This window comes from Teredinibacter waterburyi (genome assembly GCF_001922985.1).
GTDB classification, from domain to species: Bacteria; Pseudomonadota; Gammaproteobacteria; order Pseudomonadales; family Cellvibrionaceae; genus Teredinibacter; species Teredinibacter waterburyi.
Genome location: NZ_MRUH01000020.1, coordinates 37457 through 51854 on the forward strand (window position 1 = coordinate 37457; position 14398 = coordinate 51854).

The window sequence follows — 14398 nt, forward strand, 5'->3', positions numbered from 1 at the left end:
GTAGAAAATACACTAGCGCAACTTTAGAGTTGCCAAACCAAATAAAACCAACATCACCGTAATAATCCAAAAACGCACAATAACCCGCGGCTCAGGCCAGCCTTTCAGTTCGAAGTGATGATGCAGCGGTGCCATGCGAAAGATGCGACGACCGGTTAACTTAAATGACGCTACTTGTAAAATAACCGACACCGTCTCCATCACAAAAATACCCGACATGATAAAGAAGACAATTTCGTGCCTAACGATTACCGCAATAACACCTAGAGCCGCACCTAGAGCTAGAGCACCAACATCCCCCATAAAAACCTGCGCGGGATAGGTGTTAAACCACAAGAAGCCCAATCCGGCGCCACTTAAAGCCCCACAAAAAATAACCAGCTCGCCAGCGCCTGGGATATGCGCAATATGAAGATAGCTAGCAAAGTTCACGTTACCGGTTAGATACGCAATTATTCCCAGTGCTGAGCCGACCATAACCGTTGGCATAATCGCCAGGCCATCTAAGCCATCCGTAAGGTTAACGGCATTACTAAAGCCGACAATCATCAGATAGGTTAACAAGATAAATAGTGGCCCCATTTGCCAGGCAACATTTTTAAAAAAGGGAATATACAACGTCGTTTCAGCGGGCAAAACAGCGGTAACATACAAGCCAGTCGCAACAACAAAACCTAGCAACGACTGCCAAAAGTATTTCCAACGCGCGGGCAAACCCTTCGAATTTTTTTCGATCACCTTGCGGTAATCATCAACCCAGCCAATAAGGCCGTAGCTAATGGTGACGAACAACACGGCTAACACATAGCGATTGGATAACTCCCCCCACAATAAAGTAGAGATTACAATCGCAAATAGAATCAAGGTTCCACCCATGGTCGGTGTACCGGATTTACTTAGATGGCTTTCTGGCCCGTCGCTACGAATCGACTGCCCAATTTGCAACTCATTCAACTTTCGGATAAACCAAGGACCGAGCATCATCGAAATACCAAGTGCGGTTAACACACTCAGAATTCCGCGCAGCGTAAGATACTGAAATACCGCGAAGCCTTTTATGTAAGTCTGTAAAAATTCGGCTAGCCATAGCAACATTATTCTGCGCTCCCTTGCCGTGCTAGCTCATTCACAACCAACTCCATATGAGCGCTGCGAGAACCTTTAATGAGTATTGTCATTTTCTTAAATGCTTCTTGTTGTTGAGTAGTTTGATGATTCAAATAAATTAGCAGCTGCTCGCGCGTTGCAAACCAAGTCGCCCCATGACCAAATCCAGCGGCGGTATGTTCAGAGAGAGCGCCGACGGCAAGCACAGTTTTTACGCCAGCATGCCTTGCGTAACGTCCAAGTTCAGCGTGCTCTGCTTCAGCAGAATCGCCAAGTTCACCCATATCGCCCGCTATCAATAAGCTGTGTTCATAGCGCGCCAGAAAATCAATTGCCGCGCGCATAGAACCTGGGTTTGCGTTGTAGCTATCATCGATAAGCCGAGCGCAAAAACTCGAGCTAACAGGTTGCATCCGCCCACTAACTCCGCCAAATTTATTTAGCCCCAAATTAATTGTTGCCCAATCTATGTTTAGCGCTCGCGCCAATGCGGCAGCCGCAAGCGCATTGGCGATACTGTGTTCACCCGGAACTTGTAAGGTAATTGCTGTTTCCTCGGTAGTGACAGTTAAGTCGGTTTCAGCCACAACAAATGTCCAGCAACCGTTCTTATCACAATGTGCGTTGCGTGCAATAACTACACGATCAACACCAACCGGGATATTGCCTTCTAAGGCGTGACGCGAAAAACCAATAACGTGCTTATTCGCCAGTAAATCAATAAACTTTTTTGCGTAGCTATCATCTAGATTCACCACACCAGTGGTCAGCTTATCGCCACGATACAGTGCGGATTTTTCTTCTGCGATAGCATCTACTGAGCCAAACCCTGCGATATGTGCGGGCATTATGTTATTGACTAAAGCCACGTCCGGCTGAATGAGTTTGGCCAGATAATCAATTTCACCGCGGCCACTTGTTCCCGCCTCGATGATTGCGTACTGCTGATCGGCATTTAGTTGCATCAGCGTTAGCGGCACGCCGATATGGTTATTAAAATTTCCGCGCGTAGCTAACGCTGTACCAGCAAGCTCACAAATAGACTGCAGCATACCTTTAACGCTTGTCTTGCCGCAGCTGCCCGTAATTGCAACCAATGGGTGAGAAAAATGCGTGCGATTATAGGCTGCAATTTTCCCTAGTGCGCGGGTAGTATCGTTAACCTCCAGTTGAGGTAAGCTGCAATTAGGGTTTAAAGTATCAACTACCGCTGCCACAGCGCCTTTGCGTTGCGCCGTGTCTAGATAGGCGTGACCGTCAAAATTTTCTCCGCGCAGCGCAACAAACAAGGCACCCGACTCAATTGTGCGAGTGTCGGTACTCAGCGTATTAAAGTCGCAATCCTCTCCCCGCAATACACCATCAATGTGTGGCGCTAGTGAACTCAACATCATCGCTCGCCCCCACCGACTGTGACAGAATACTTGGCACGTTGAGCAAGTGCGGCTTGAGCAATTACGCTGTCATCAAAAGGAATTTTTTCGTCGCCCACAATTTGATAGCTTTCGTGTCCTTTACCTGCAATTAAAATAATGTCGCCAATCTCAGCTAGCTCAATCGCGGTTTCAATCGCCACTTTTCGGTCAAGAATAATTTCGATTGAGTCGGTTAACCGTCCGTAACCATTACTGAGTTCCAAACTTTTTTCGCTTGCTATACCCTTGGCAATATCACTTACAATCTCAAACGGACTCTCGCTACGAGGGTTGTCCGAGGTAATAAGCGTTCGATTGGCAAGGCGCTGAGCAATCGTGCCCATCAAAGGTCGCTTGCCAATATCGCGATCTCCGCCACAACCAAATATCAACCAAATACGTCGCTGCTTTTGCTCTTCAAGCGTTACAAGTGCCTGCTCGAGAGCGTCTGGGGTGTGCGCGTAATCAACACAAACTAACACCTCATCCTGCACATCACTGACGCGTTGCATTCGCCCCTTTACCGGACGCAATTTTAATACCGCCTCATTAACCTGAGCCAAACTGTAACCTGTAGCGCACGCAGTCGCGACTACAGCTAATAGGTTGTAAACATTAAAACGCCCTATCAGCCCAGCTTTAACTAAAGCGTTACCCCAAGGTGACTCAATGGCTACCTCTACTCCTTCACGCCCAAATACGAGATTACTTCCGCGTATTGATTCGGACAAATTTAGTACCCGGTTAACACCAAGGCTGTAACCATATATAGCTGTACTAGTACCACAGCTCTTTGCCATGTGTGGAGCTGCAGTGTCATCGCTATTAATAATCGCAAACGCTAATTCGAAATGGGAAAATAACTGTGTTTTCACCTGTCGGTATTCATCAATACTCGCATGAAAATCTAAGTGGTCCCGACTTAAGTTGGTAAATACCGCCCCGTTAAACTGAATTGCATTTACTCTGCCCTGAGCTAACGCGTGCGATGAAACTTCCATCGCCACATTGCGGGCACCACTTCCATACAATTGCGCCAGAATTCTTTGGCAACTAATAGCATCCGGGGTGGTTAACCCCGTATCAATTAATGTATTGGTGTCAAACCCATAGCCCATTGTGCCAATCGAAGCCGCCGCTTCACCTAAAATTGAAAAGAGCTGCTGCAGCAATTGAACGCAGGTTGTTTTACCATTTGTTCCGGTAACACCAAACACCTTCATTTTTGCTGACGGGTGCTGGTAGAAATTGCCTGCAATAAGACTTACCGACGCCGCTAGATTAGGCACCAGCAGTAAAGGCACTTGGATATCGGGTAAAACAAAACCATTCTCTGCCTCGGCGATCACCACGGTGGCACCACTGGCCACTGCCTGCTCAATATAATTTCTACCGTCGCTTTGCGAACCTTTTACCGCTAGAAACACACCACCTGCACAAACGTTACGACTATCAAGCGTTATATCAGTTACCTGCACATCAAAATCAATCGCGTTTACCGCTTCAAATTTCACGCCGGCTAACAGTGCTGTTAATGAGCAAGAAAATTCGGCTAAAGGCCTTAATCGATATCTTTCACTGCGACGAAAGCTCATTGCACACCTCGCGTTATCACGTTTGCAGCCAACGCCACATTCCGTTTTGGAGGAACCCGTAAAACTTTTAACGCTCCATCAATAATTTGTGCAAAAACTGGCGCTGCGGCCTCACCACCATAGTAGTGACCATCGCTAGGCTCGTTGATAATAACAACCGCAACCAACCTTGGATTATTCGCTGGCGCAAAGCCCGCGAATAACGCCGTGTGTTTATCCTGCACATAACCCTCGCTACCAACTTTGTGCGCCGTGCCTGTCTTGCCCGCAACCGGATAAGCCTCTACTTGCGCTCGAGTAGCTGTGCCGCCTTTTTGCGGTACCGTTTTCAACATATCTGTAATTGTTTTCGCTATAGACTCATCAACAACACGATCAAATGACGCTGATTGCTGGTTCTTGATAAGAGAAGCATTTTTAAATTCTCCACCGCTAGCGATTAGCGTATAAGCCTGCGCCAGTTGCACAGCGTTAACATTTAAACCGTAACCAAACGCCAAGTTCGCAACTTCAATTGGATGCCAACGGTTGCGACTCGGTAAAGAACCGATACTCTCTCCCGGAAAACCAATCCCAGTACCCTGCCCTAGGCCAACTCGATAAAACAGATCGCGAATCGGATCCACACCCAAATCTAAAGCCAGCTTGGTTATTCCGACTTGGCTCGACTTGGTAATGATTTTAGTTAAACTCATCACTCCGTAGTCCACAGGATCTAGTAAGGCTTTCTTTCCGACCATTACGTATCCCGGACTTGTGTTGATGGTGTAGTCCGCATCGTATTTACCCGTTTCCAACGCAGCCATTACAGTAAAAGGCTTCATGGTTGAACCTGGTTCAAACACATCTGTTAACGCGCGATTACGAAGTTGATTAACGTCAATAACGGCGCGATCATTCGGGTTGTAAGAAGGCTGATTGACCATTGCCAAAATCTCGCCGGAATCGACATCCATAATAACGACGGAGCCTGACTTAGCCCCCTGTTTAGCCACCGCTGACTTTAACTCTCGGTACGCCAAGTACTGCAAACGCAAGTCAATACTTAGGCTTAGATCACTGCCGGACATCGGTGCTTTTAAAATTCCATCTTCACGAACAATATTGCCTTTTAAATCTTTAAGTACACGCTTATAGCCAACGGTACCGGCTAGATATTTTTCGAATGCGAGTTCTACGCCCTCTTGGCCCTCATCATTAATATCGGTAAAGCCGACCACATGCGCGGTAACTTCGCCAGCGGGATAAAAGCGCCGGTATTCTATTTCTGCACTTACGCCCTTAAAACCTTGCGACAATATTTTGTCTGCTTCGTGTGGCGGTAGGTGGCGAGCCAAATACACAAACTGCTTGTTGGCATACAAACGAATACGCTCACGCAGCTTTGCAGAAGTCATATCTAGAGCGGCAGCTAACTGATCGTGCTGAGCCGGATCCAGTAGCTGCGGATTCGCATAAACGGTCTTTACTGGAGTACTAACCGCCAACAACTCACCATTGCGGTCGGTAATGACACCTCGATACCCCTGCAGTAATTCACTTCGTAACGTTCTTGCCTCACCCTCGCTTTGCAGAAACTCAAAACCGCGATCGTTATTCGGCATAACTTGTAAATTTGCCAAATGCCAAATAAGCGAAATGGGCAGAGTGCAAAGCAGTCCGCCCATTATCCAAAAACGCCAATTTGCCAGCTGGCTCACAAGTTTCATTTTCTATAAACCAATACCGTTTGTTCCGACTTAGGGACCTTCATTTTTAATTTATTCACCGCAACCTGCTCTACCCGCGAGTAAGCCGCCCACGAACTTTTTTCTAATAGATATTGACCTGAGGCAACTTGCAACTGTGTCGACTCGCGGCGTAACACCTCCAAACTTTGGGTAGCAGTACGCGATTTAAACGTGGTGTACACCACCCCCAAGGCACTCACAAAACAACCAAGCCACAATGCCAAAAACAACATGGTTGCAAACGTCGACAGCCCGCCAACAGGCTCAACATTATTCTGTTCAAATTTGCGCTTAGCCTTCATGGGCAACTTCCTCGTATACGATTCGCACACAGACGGATCGCTCAATCAGCATCAGTATCAAGGCAACACCAACCGTTGCCTCCATTACCTAGAGCTTTTCGGCAATACGCATAACCGCACTGCGCGATCGATTATTTTCTCGCAACTCTTCAGGTCCGGCTTTTATTGATTTCCCCAGACACTTAAGCGTTCTATCAAGCATATCTTCGGTAACCGGTATCCCAGCAGGGAACTGCTTACCGCGTGCTTGATCGCGGAAAAATCGCTTAACCAACCGATCTTCTAGCGAGTGAAAACTAATAACAACCAAGCGACCACCCACTCCCAATAGTGATAACCCTTCCGCGAGCACAAGCTTCAAATCATCTAATTCTTGATTGATATGAATTCTTACAGCCTGGAATGCTCGTGTTGCAGGATTCTTACCTTTTTCCCATCGCGGGTTGGCTTCACTAATAATCTTGGCGAACTGCGCGGTAGTTGTTATCGGCGCCAGCTCGCGTGCGGCGAGCACGGCTCGCGCCATGCGTCGCGCAAACTTTTCTTCGCCGTACTCACGCAGAACAAAAACAATTTCATCTTCCTCTGCGCTATTTACCCAATCTGCAGCGGTAGGGCCTGCGGCATTATTCATGCGCATATCGAGCGGGCCGTCATTTAAAAAACTAAAACCACGCTCAGCCACATCCAGCTGCGGAGAGGAAACCCCCAGATCGAGCAGCACCCCACTAAACCCCTGCTGGCGCTGCTCGCTGGTGAGTAGAACACTCTCGCGCGCACGATCAAGATTGACAAAAGATCCATGAATGATGGCGAATCGAGGATCTTCCGCTGCCAACCTTTCCCCCTCGGCGACGGCTTCCGGATCTTTATCGAAGGCGATTAACCTTCCCCCCTCCGCAAGCGCTGCAAGAATTGCCCTACTATGCCCCCCACGACCAAAGGTGCCATCGATATAGACACCATTCGGATCTGTTACCAACCCAGCAACAGACTCTTTGAGCAAAACGGAAAAATGCGTAGTCATCGTCAACCTGCTTTGTTTGTTTTTTTGAATACAATTACAGGGACAGAGACATCATCTCTTCAGGCAAAGCTTCGTCGGTATCGAGATCCGCTACCGAGGCAAGCCACGCCTCTTCACTCCACAATTCAAATTTTTTGCCTAACCCCACCAACATCAACTTTTTTTCCAAGCCTGCGTAATCGCGCAGCGTTGGGGGCACAAGCACCCGGCCATTACCATCCAACTCTAAGGGGCAGGCATAGCCGATCAGCAAACGCTGTGCTCGCAATGCAGCCTTATTAAAGGTTGGCAAGGCTTCAATTTTTGGCAGGATGGTTTGCCACTCAACTTCCGGATACACCAACACACAGCGATCCTGAGTGTGGGCTGTCATTACAATTCTTCCACCACAAGCAGCCGCCAGCGTATCCCGATATTTAGCCGGAATAGCCATGCGCCCTTTGGCGTCTAAATTGATTGAATGACTCCCTTGAAACACTTTCTTCTCGCCTTTCGTTATTGATCTGCCCGTATGAAGTGAGTGAAACACGTGCCATATCGGCAGAACCCCACCGAGCAGACCACTTAAACCACAAAAATCCACTTAACACCACTTTACACCACTTATGCACACTATATTTCGCATCCAGCCAAAGTCAAGGAATTAACCGGTGAAATAGCGCGTAAGCCATTGAATTTAGTGGAGTTTTACAGTACGGATAGACAGTGTAACAACGGGGGGCGAAAGGAAAATCTCAAGCAATAACAACAGCTTGAGATATGTAGCTAGAATCTACTTTAAGAGAAAGACTGTTTGGAGTTATAAAGAGGGTGAAGTTAGACCCGGAGGGAATATAACAAGGGGCTGGATGAACCCAGCTGACGTTAATACAGGCAAGCCGAAATATAGCGGCTTTCGGCCCGAAAAGTAAACACGCAAAGCATGAAGATATTCAATTAAGTCAAATGGCGATTAAAGACATCAATCAAGCGATTCACATCAACAGGCTTGGTTAAGTAGTCGGCAAATCCCGCACCGAGCCCTTTCTTTACATCTAGCGCCATAGCATTTGCCGAAAGCGCTACGACCGGTATTGCACTGGTCAGCGCATCACTTTTTAGAATCTCGAGAACTTCGTAACCGTCTAGATCGGGAAGGTTGATATCCAACACAATAATATCGGGAGGGTTGGTACGCGCTTCGTACAACCCCAAAACTGGCTCCATAATCGTTTTTACTTCGAGCTGCTCGAAGCGGGCAATAATTTTTTCAAATAGTCGCGTATTGGCGGGGTTGTCTTCAATATAAAGCACTTTACAGCGACGACTGAGCTGAAGCTCGCGCCGCTTAGCACTAAAGGCTTCGTCAGCCCGGATCGACACAGCCATCTCGCCATCTTTCGCGATCGGCAGATCAATCCAGAACTGCGAGCCTGCACCGTCTTTGCTTTGAAAGCCAATTTGGCCCTTCATCATTTCGACTAGCCGCTTCGTAATCACCAGGCCCACGCCTGAGCCCTCGATCACACCGCGATCTGCATTTAATCGATTGAACGGCTCGAAGACCTGGCTATGCTTATCTTCTGGTATCCCATAACCAGTATCGCGAATCAATATACGTAAATGACTAGAATTAGGCTGCTCCAGCGACACAACCACCTCACCAGCAACGCGGTTATATTTAATGGCATTGCTAATTAAGTTAATTAAGGCTTGCTTCAAACGCGTGTTATCGGCGAACAACGTTATTTGCCCTAGCGATTCTCCCTGCCTGAGTAAGCGTACCTTGCGCTCCTCCGCCAACGGCTGTAACAGCCTAAAGCAATCATCCAACACACGCTCGGGGATTACCGGTTCCAGCGATAACGTCAGCTTGCCAGCCTCGATCCGCGCCAAGTCTAAAACTTCGTTAATGAGGTGTAGTAGATGGGTACCCGCTTGACGGATTTCGGTGAGATTTTCAGTTTGCTCTAACTGCAGATTGGAGTCGTAATCAAATAACTGGGTATAACCCAAAATTGCATTTAACGGCGTTCGCAACTCATGGCTCATACTGCTCAAGAATTCAGACTTAGCCTGATTAGCTTTTTCTGCCGCGATCTTTGCTTGCACCACCGCTAGCTGTGTTGTTTTCAGCTCAGTCACATCCATATTGCTACCAGAGACACGCGTTGCCCTGCCATCCTTGTTGTAGGTCGCTTCAGCCCGCGCACGCAGCCAGCGCATCGACCCATCTTTCGCTTTAATTTGATATTCGATATCAAACGGCACTCGCTCAAGAATATGCTGACGCAGCAGCAGGCTAAACCGCTCCACATCATGGGTCGACATCCGTGCGCCCCAATCAGCAATATCGTAGAGGTTCTTACTTCGTACCTCCTCTAGAGAAAATCCAATTTGCTCCCAACAAACATCGGCAAATTCAATTTTACCGGTCTCAATATCCCAATCCCAAATCGCATCTCGAGTGCCCGCCACGATACGACTGTATCGCGCTTCGCTCGCCCGCAGCGCCTGCTCAGTTTGCTTCAACTGCGAGATGTTGTAATTGACCCCAGCCAGCTGCACCACCTTACCCGCTGAGTTGCGAAAATCTCGCCCACTCACGCGCACCCAAATATAGTAGCCAAGCTTACTGCGAACTCTATAGCAAAGGTCGAGCGCAGCTCCGTACTTGATCGTCTGCTTTAAGGCCGAATCCAAATTATGTCGATCGAGGTGATGTACATAGCGCAGCATTACCCGCGGCTCGGTCATGGTTAACGCTTCGGCTTCGCTATAGCCCAGCTCACGCCAAAAACTGCCAAACCAATACATCTTGTTATTGAGTAGATCCCACTCCCAAAACCCGTGGCCGCTGCCGAGCATAGCTCTTTGATATCGCGCCATTTCATCGGCGAGAGTGACTGAATCGGCGGCTTCGCCTGCTTGCGGATTCCAAATGACGTCCATCACAACCTTCCCTGACTTATTATTCTGGTGTGGATAAAAAACAATCAAGCCTAGTGTCGCACCGCGCTCCAAGCGAGGCAATAAGACGAAAGTAGCAAGGGTCGATGATTACTGCGCCAACCACTTGAGCGGTATCACAGAAGCGACCATCACTTACATACAGGCACAAAAAAGCCGAACTCTAAATATCTAAAGTTCGGCTTTTTAGCAGTATATCTACTGGCTCTTACCTAGCTGCTAGCGCCAAAAATATTGCAAGTACCAGCTTTCACCCATATCAAAAACACACTTGCCTTCAGACCCAGAAAGGATACCGTGCTGACAAGCTGGCAGCTCCGGAGCCGCTTTAGAATAGAGTACTTCGACGGTACAGTTTTTGTACGAACAACGATGCTTTTCCGGTAGCAATAGCCCAACTGAATCTTTTTTCTTTAGCATCATGGTGACATAACCTTCCGACAGAACCGCTCGGTAGACTTTAGTATTGGCACCGGTATAGATTTTTGGCTTGTCCGTATGACCGCCTCGAGACTTAAGTTTATTGTCCGCATATTCAATTGCGAACAAACTATCTTCCGCCTTGAATAGTGTTACGACCTCAAGTAGCTGGGCTTTATTTTCATTTACCCAATTAGAATAGTCATCAAACCGAAAATATTGATTATTTTCTGGGTATGCACTTGCGAAAGATGTAAACACAACACCAATAGCAACCAAACACGTACGTACAAACATATGATTTAAAAGAGTTTTTCTCATTATTATTCTCCAAGTACCGAGTTTCAGCAACGCTCACAGACCATTATTGAACTGGCCTATAGAAGCCAATTACGACCAACATCACAATTCATCTGGCTAATTAAGAGCCGATTTGGCGTGAAAAGTTCTAACGAAATTACTGCTGAAGCTAACTAAAAAAATTGAGTCGACCGATAAGCCGGGTTCTGTCGTGGACAATCATTCATCTCGCACCTGCGTCACCACAGGCCTCTAGCGACCTACCCGAATCCAGTGCGGGTCGCACCTGTAGGATTCCTATTTGGTCTTGCTCCGAACGGGGTTTACCATCGCCGCAGACTGTTGCCAGCTGCGCGGTGCGCTCTTACCGCACCTTTTCACCCTTACCGAATGCGAACATCCGGCGGTTTCCTTTCTGCTGCACTTTCCGTAGGCTCGCGCCCCCCAGGCGTTACCTGGCGTTCTACCCTATGGAGCCCGGACTTTCCTCCCCGCAACCACCGAAGTGGGTACAGCGCGATTGTCTAGTCAACTCAGGCGCCACGTTACCAAACAATGGGGCTACAGCTCAATCTATCTCGGTGAATAACATTATTTTTCCTCAATTTTCGCAAAGAATAGGCGAAACCCTAGGCGATACTCAGTCGGAGCGAGGAATTGCAGGTAGATACGCCATCGAAAGCTCGACGAACACCCAAGAGACGGAAATATAGAAGTAGGCGTGAACACGCGGGTAAAGCGTGCTCACAACCAAAAGAAGGGGATAATTTAACGAAAACTAAGAGAATTAGATGGAAAAGGAAGAGCCGCAGCCACAAGTACTGGAGGCGTTAGGGTTTTCCACCGTAAATTTTGACCCCTGTAAACCCTCCTGATAATCAAGGCGAGCGCCAACCAAATAGGGGTAGCTCATCGAATCGACCACCACGGTAACGCCTTCGCGCTCGATACGAGCATCATCCTCACCGCAAGCTTCGTCAAAAGCAAAGCCGTACTGGAACCCGGAACAACCGCCGCCAGTAACGTATACCCGCAGTTTTAAGTCCGGATTGCCCTCCTCATCAACCAAGCTTCGCACCTTGGCCACCGCATTTTCGGTAACCAAAAGGGGTTCTGGAACGAAGGTTTGTGCACCTGAAGAATCAGCCATGTCAGCTCCTGAGAGCGCAGCAAGCAGCTGCTGCGCATATGAATTACGTAAACCGAGATGGATTATCCAATTAACCAAGCAATTTGGTCAAGTATTATGACGCTAGCCTGCATTCACAGGCTGCGATGATGCCTTAACGGGCTCCGGCTTGGCTGGCGTTGACCGTGATGCAGACTCGGCCTCAGCTTTTTCGGTCATATGCACCAAATTTCCATTAACCTCGGCGCCTTTAACCATCTCTATTACGCGATAGTGAACATTGCCATTAACGACCGCTTTAGCCGCTAACTCCAAATGCTTACTGCAATAGACATCGCCATTCACACTGCCATTAATAATAATTTTTGGCGCGTGAATTTCACCGTTAACAACACCTTTGGTACGAACTCGAACGAGTGCATCCGCACCCTTTTCTGCAGAAACATTGCCGTGCACCGTGCCTTCAATATCAAGGGTACCGGCGAAACGAACATTCCCTTCGATTGCTAAAGGGTGATCAAAAATCGTATGCCCACCGTTTGCAAATGGGTTTTCTTTTTTCTTAAACATTGCCTAGGTCTCCTCAACCAGCCAGCCGAATCGTTTTTCTACAGTTACCGGCGTTTTGCCAGTTGATTTTGCTACCAGTTCGATCCGTTCTGGCTCAAAACCTTCAGGCAGAGAGAGTACCCCCTGCACAGTTTGAAAATACTTAAATCGCAACCGAATAGCCTTTTCCGAAACAGAGTCAGACAACTGATTCAACGAAAACGTAGCGTCAAAGCCGTTTAATCGGCCGATGATATTAAACGTCAATGTACCGGTCAAAAGCTCGTGATTAGTTGCTAACTGCTGCAATACGACCTTGTAACCGAACGCACGAGTTTTATCGGTTTCCACGATCTCAACCGCGCCAAAATTCAAACCACGCTTGTTATCCGTAGGCGCCATTAAATTGCGATAAAAACTGTTTTCCTCTTCCAGCTGAGATAGCTGGTCTTTCAACTGGATAACTTCCTGACGCACACTCTCCGCAGATTGCCGATCGACCTCTGCACCTAGATTGATATTTGCCAATTGCTGCTGCAACTCCTCAACGCTAACGCGACTAGTTGCCAATTCCTGCTCAAGCCGCGCGAGATCCGCAGATGTTTGCGCCTGCCCAGCCTTGCCATCTAGCAGCCCCTTAAAATAAGCTCCACGAACGCCAGCTGCGGCAGTCAGCAACAGTACAAGAATGAATAACATACGCTGCCAAGGTCGATTCTCGACCACTTTAAGCGGGCGCAGCTTAGTACCTTTTACAACCGGCATCATCTCTCCTTTTGTTATTTTTATTGTGGCCTGCTACGGCAATAGCGCTGGCGCCTCTAAGCCAAGCGTTTCACTAAATCCAAACATAATATTCATATTTTGAATACCTTGACCGGATGCACCTTTAGTCAAATTATCAATCACAGCCATAACCACCACGGTACCCTTTTCCTGGGGTTCGATTATGGACAATCTGCACATATTAGAACTTTTGACCGAGCGTGTTTGAGGGCAACTACCCTGAGGCATTACATCCACAAAAGGTTCGCTGGCGTATCGTTGCTCATAAAGTGACTGCAAATCGGTGCCAGATGTTTTAAGCCGCGCATAAAGGGTGGAGTGAATGCCGCGAACCATAGGCAGTAAATGAGGCACAAACGTCACCGACGCTGGGCTAGTCCCAGAAGGCTGGAAAGCCCGCAAACCCTGTTCAATTTCGGGTAGGTGACGATGCCCAGCAACACCGTAAGCTTTAAAACTATCGGACACTTCGGACAATAAGAAGTCAATTTTGCCTTGGCGCCCCGCGCCGCTGCTACCAGACGCGGAGTTGGCGATCAGATGTTCCGGATCGACTAGATCATTTTCAAGTAGCGGGAGGAAGCCGAGCTGAACGGAGGTAGGATAACACCCAGGGCAAGCAATTAACCTCGCGGTTTTAATCGCGGCTCGATTAACCTCAGGCAAACCGTAAACGGCCTCCGCCACCAAGTCTGGACAGCCATGAGCTTGGCCGTACCATTTCTCCCAGGTGGGGATATCTTTAATCCGGAAATCGGCAGAGAGATCAATGACTCGAGCGCCGCCGCTAATAAGGCTCTGCATCATCGATTGCGCAACGCCATGTGGCGTTGCGAAAAACACGACATCGCACGCCAACAACTGATCCAAATCCGGCTCGCTGAAACAAAGGCTATAGTGGCCGCGCAAGTTCGGGAATAGGTCCGAGACGGGTTTGCCCGCCTCTCCTCGAGAAGTAATAACGTCTACGCTTACCTCTGGATGCTGAGCCAAAAGACGCAACAGTTCCACTCCGGTATAGCCCGTACCACCGACAATGCCGACTTTAATCACTAAACTTCCCCTCTCTATTGCTGCCGAGGTGAACTC

At 48.1% G+C, this 14398-nt stretch carries 13 protein-coding genes and 1 other RNA gene; all 14 read right to left on the reverse strand.

The genetic code is table 11. The annotated features are described in order from the left end of the window. Positions 1–12: 12 nt before the first annotated feature. The 14 genes from mraY to argC all read right to left on the reverse strand — a co-directional run bounded on the left by mraY (position 13) and on the right by argC (position 14362). Positions 13–1095: a phospho-N-acetylmuramoyl-pentapeptide-transferase gene (gene mraY / locus IDZ20_RS02745; RefSeq protein WP_188149901.1), complete on the reverse strand. Its 1083-nt coding sequence runs from the start codon at positions 1093–1095 to the stop codon at positions 13–15. Next, positions 1095–2501, reverse strand: coding sequence for a UDP-N-acetylmuramoyl-tripeptide--D-alanyl-D-alanine ligase (locus tag IDZ20_RS02750; RefSeq protein WP_188149902.1), 1407 nt, complete (start codon positions 2499–2501; stop codon positions 1095–1097). Before IDZ20_RS02750 ends, mraY begins: the two co-directional genes overlap by 1 nt. Beyond that, on the reverse strand, positions 2498–4117 hold the full coding sequence (locus tag IDZ20_RS02755) for a UDP-N-acetylmuramoyl-L-alanyl-D-glutamate--2,6-diaminopimelate ligase (protein WP_188149903.1): 1620 nt from the start codon (positions 4115–4117) through the stop codon (positions 2498–2500). Before IDZ20_RS02755 ends, IDZ20_RS02750 begins: the two co-directional genes overlap by 4 nt. After that, positions 4114–5826: a peptidoglycan D,D-transpeptidase FtsI family protein gene (locus IDZ20_RS02760; protein ID WP_188149904.1), complete on the reverse strand. Its 1713-nt coding sequence runs from the start codon at positions 5824–5826 to the stop codon at positions 4114–4116. Before IDZ20_RS02760 ends, IDZ20_RS02755 begins: the two co-directional genes overlap by 4 nt. Beyond that, positions 5823–6149: a cell division protein FtsL gene (gene ftsL, locus IDZ20_RS02765; protein ID WP_425443410.1), complete on the reverse strand. Its 327-nt coding sequence runs from the start codon at positions 6147–6149 to the stop codon at positions 5823–5825. The genes IDZ20_RS02760 and ftsL overlap by 4 nt, the downstream gene beginning before the upstream one ends. Positions 6150–6237: 88 nt before the next feature. After that, complete coding sequence (gene rsmH, locus IDZ20_RS02770; RefSeq protein ID WP_188149905.1) at positions 6238–7182, reverse strand: 16S rRNA (cytosine(1402)-N(4))-methyltransferase RsmH; 945 nt, start codon at positions 7180–7182, stop codon at positions 6238–6240. Positions 7183–7210: 28 nt separating this feature from the next. After that, positions 7211–7654, reverse strand: a complete 444-nt coding sequence (gene mraZ, locus IDZ20_RS02775) for a division/cell wall cluster transcriptional repressor MraZ (RefSeq protein WP_188149906.1) — start codon at positions 7652–7654, stop codon at positions 7211–7213. A 458-nt stretch (positions 7655–8112) separates the two neighbouring features. Then, positions 8113–10107 carry a hybrid sensor histidine kinase/response regulator gene (locus IDZ20_RS02780; protein WP_245792067.1) on the reverse strand — a complete coding sequence of 665 codons (1995 nt, stop codon included), beginning with the start codon at positions 10105–10107 and terminating at the stop codon, positions 8113–8115. A gap of 237 nt (positions 10108–10344) precedes the next feature. Beyond that, positions 10345–10866 carry a hypothetical protein gene (locus tag IDZ20_RS02785; RefSeq protein WP_188149908.1) on the reverse strand — a complete coding sequence of 174 codons (522 nt, stop codon included), beginning with the start codon at positions 10864–10866 and terminating at the stop codon, positions 10345–10347. Positions 10867–11024: 158 nt separating this feature from the next. Continuing rightward, an RNA gene (gene rnpB, locus IDZ20_RS02790) (RNase P RNA component class A) lies at positions 11025–11381 on the reverse strand. Positions 11382–11632: 251 nt separating this feature from the next. Then, positions 11633–11995 (reverse strand): iron-sulfur cluster insertion protein ErpA, encoded by a 363-nt coding sequence (gene erpA / locus IDZ20_RS02795; protein WP_188149909.1) that lies wholly within the window; start codon positions 11993–11995, stop codon positions 11633–11635. Positions 11996–12097: 102 nt separating this feature from the next. Then, a complete protein-coding gene (locus IDZ20_RS02800; RefSeq protein WP_188149910.1) occupies positions 12098–12544 on the reverse strand; it encodes a bactofilin family protein in 447 nt (148 codons plus the stop codon). A gap of 3 nt (positions 12545–12547) precedes the next feature. Beyond that, positions 12548–13288: a DUF6776 family protein gene (locus IDZ20_RS02805; RefSeq protein ID WP_188149911.1), complete on the reverse strand. Its 741-nt coding sequence runs from the start codon at positions 13286–13288 to the stop codon at positions 12548–12550. A gap of 33 nt (positions 13289–13321) precedes the next feature. Next, positions 13322–14362 (reverse strand): N-acetyl-gamma-glutamyl-phosphate reductase, encoded by a 1041-nt coding sequence (argC, locus tag IDZ20_RS02810; RefSeq protein ID WP_188149912.1) that lies wholly within the window; start codon positions 14360–14362, stop codon positions 13322–13324. Positions 14363–14398: the final 36 nt, after the last annotated feature.

Excerpts from the sequence above, each read along its gene's own strand:
- mraY (WP_188149901.1), bottom strand. The coding sequence starts at position 1,095 with ATGTTGCTATGGCTAGCCGAATTTTTACAGACTTACATAAAAGGCTTC.
- IDZ20_RS02750 (WP_188149902.1), bottom strand. The coding sequence starts at position 2,501 with ATGATGTTGAGTTCACTAGCGCCACACATTGATGGTGTATTGCGGGGA.
- IDZ20_RS02755 (WP_188149903.1), bottom strand. The coding sequence starts at position 4,117 with ATGAGCTTTCGTCGCAGTGAAAGATATCGATTAAGGCCTTTAGCCGAA.
- IDZ20_RS02760 (WP_188149904.1), bottom strand. The coding sequence starts at position 5,826 with ATGAAACTTGTGAGCCAGCTGGCAAATTGGCGTTTTTGGATAATGGGC.
- ftsL (WP_425443410.1), bottom strand. The coding sequence starts at position 6,149 with ATGAAGGCTAAGCGCAAATTTGAACAGAATAATGTTGAGCCTGTTGGC.
- IDZ20_RS02780 (WP_245792067.1), bottom strand. The coding sequence starts at position 10,107 with ATGGACGTCATTTGGAATCCGCAAGCAGGCGAAGCCGCCGATTCAGTC.
- IDZ20_RS02785 (WP_188149908.1), bottom strand. The coding sequence starts at position 10,866 with ATGAGAAAAACTCTTTTAAATCATATGTTTGTACGTACGTGTTTGGTT.
- erpA (WP_188149909.1), bottom strand. The coding sequence starts at position 11,995 with ATGGCTGATTCTTCAGGTGCACAAACCTTCGTTCCAGAACCCCTTTTG.
- IDZ20_RS02800 (WP_188149910.1), bottom strand. The coding sequence starts at position 12,544 with ATGTTTAAGAAAAAAGAAAACCCATTTGCAAACGGTGGGCATACGATT.
- IDZ20_RS02805 (WP_188149911.1), bottom strand. The coding sequence starts at position 13,288 with ATGCCGGTTGTAAAAGGTACTAAGCTGCGCCCGCTTAAAGTGGTCGAG.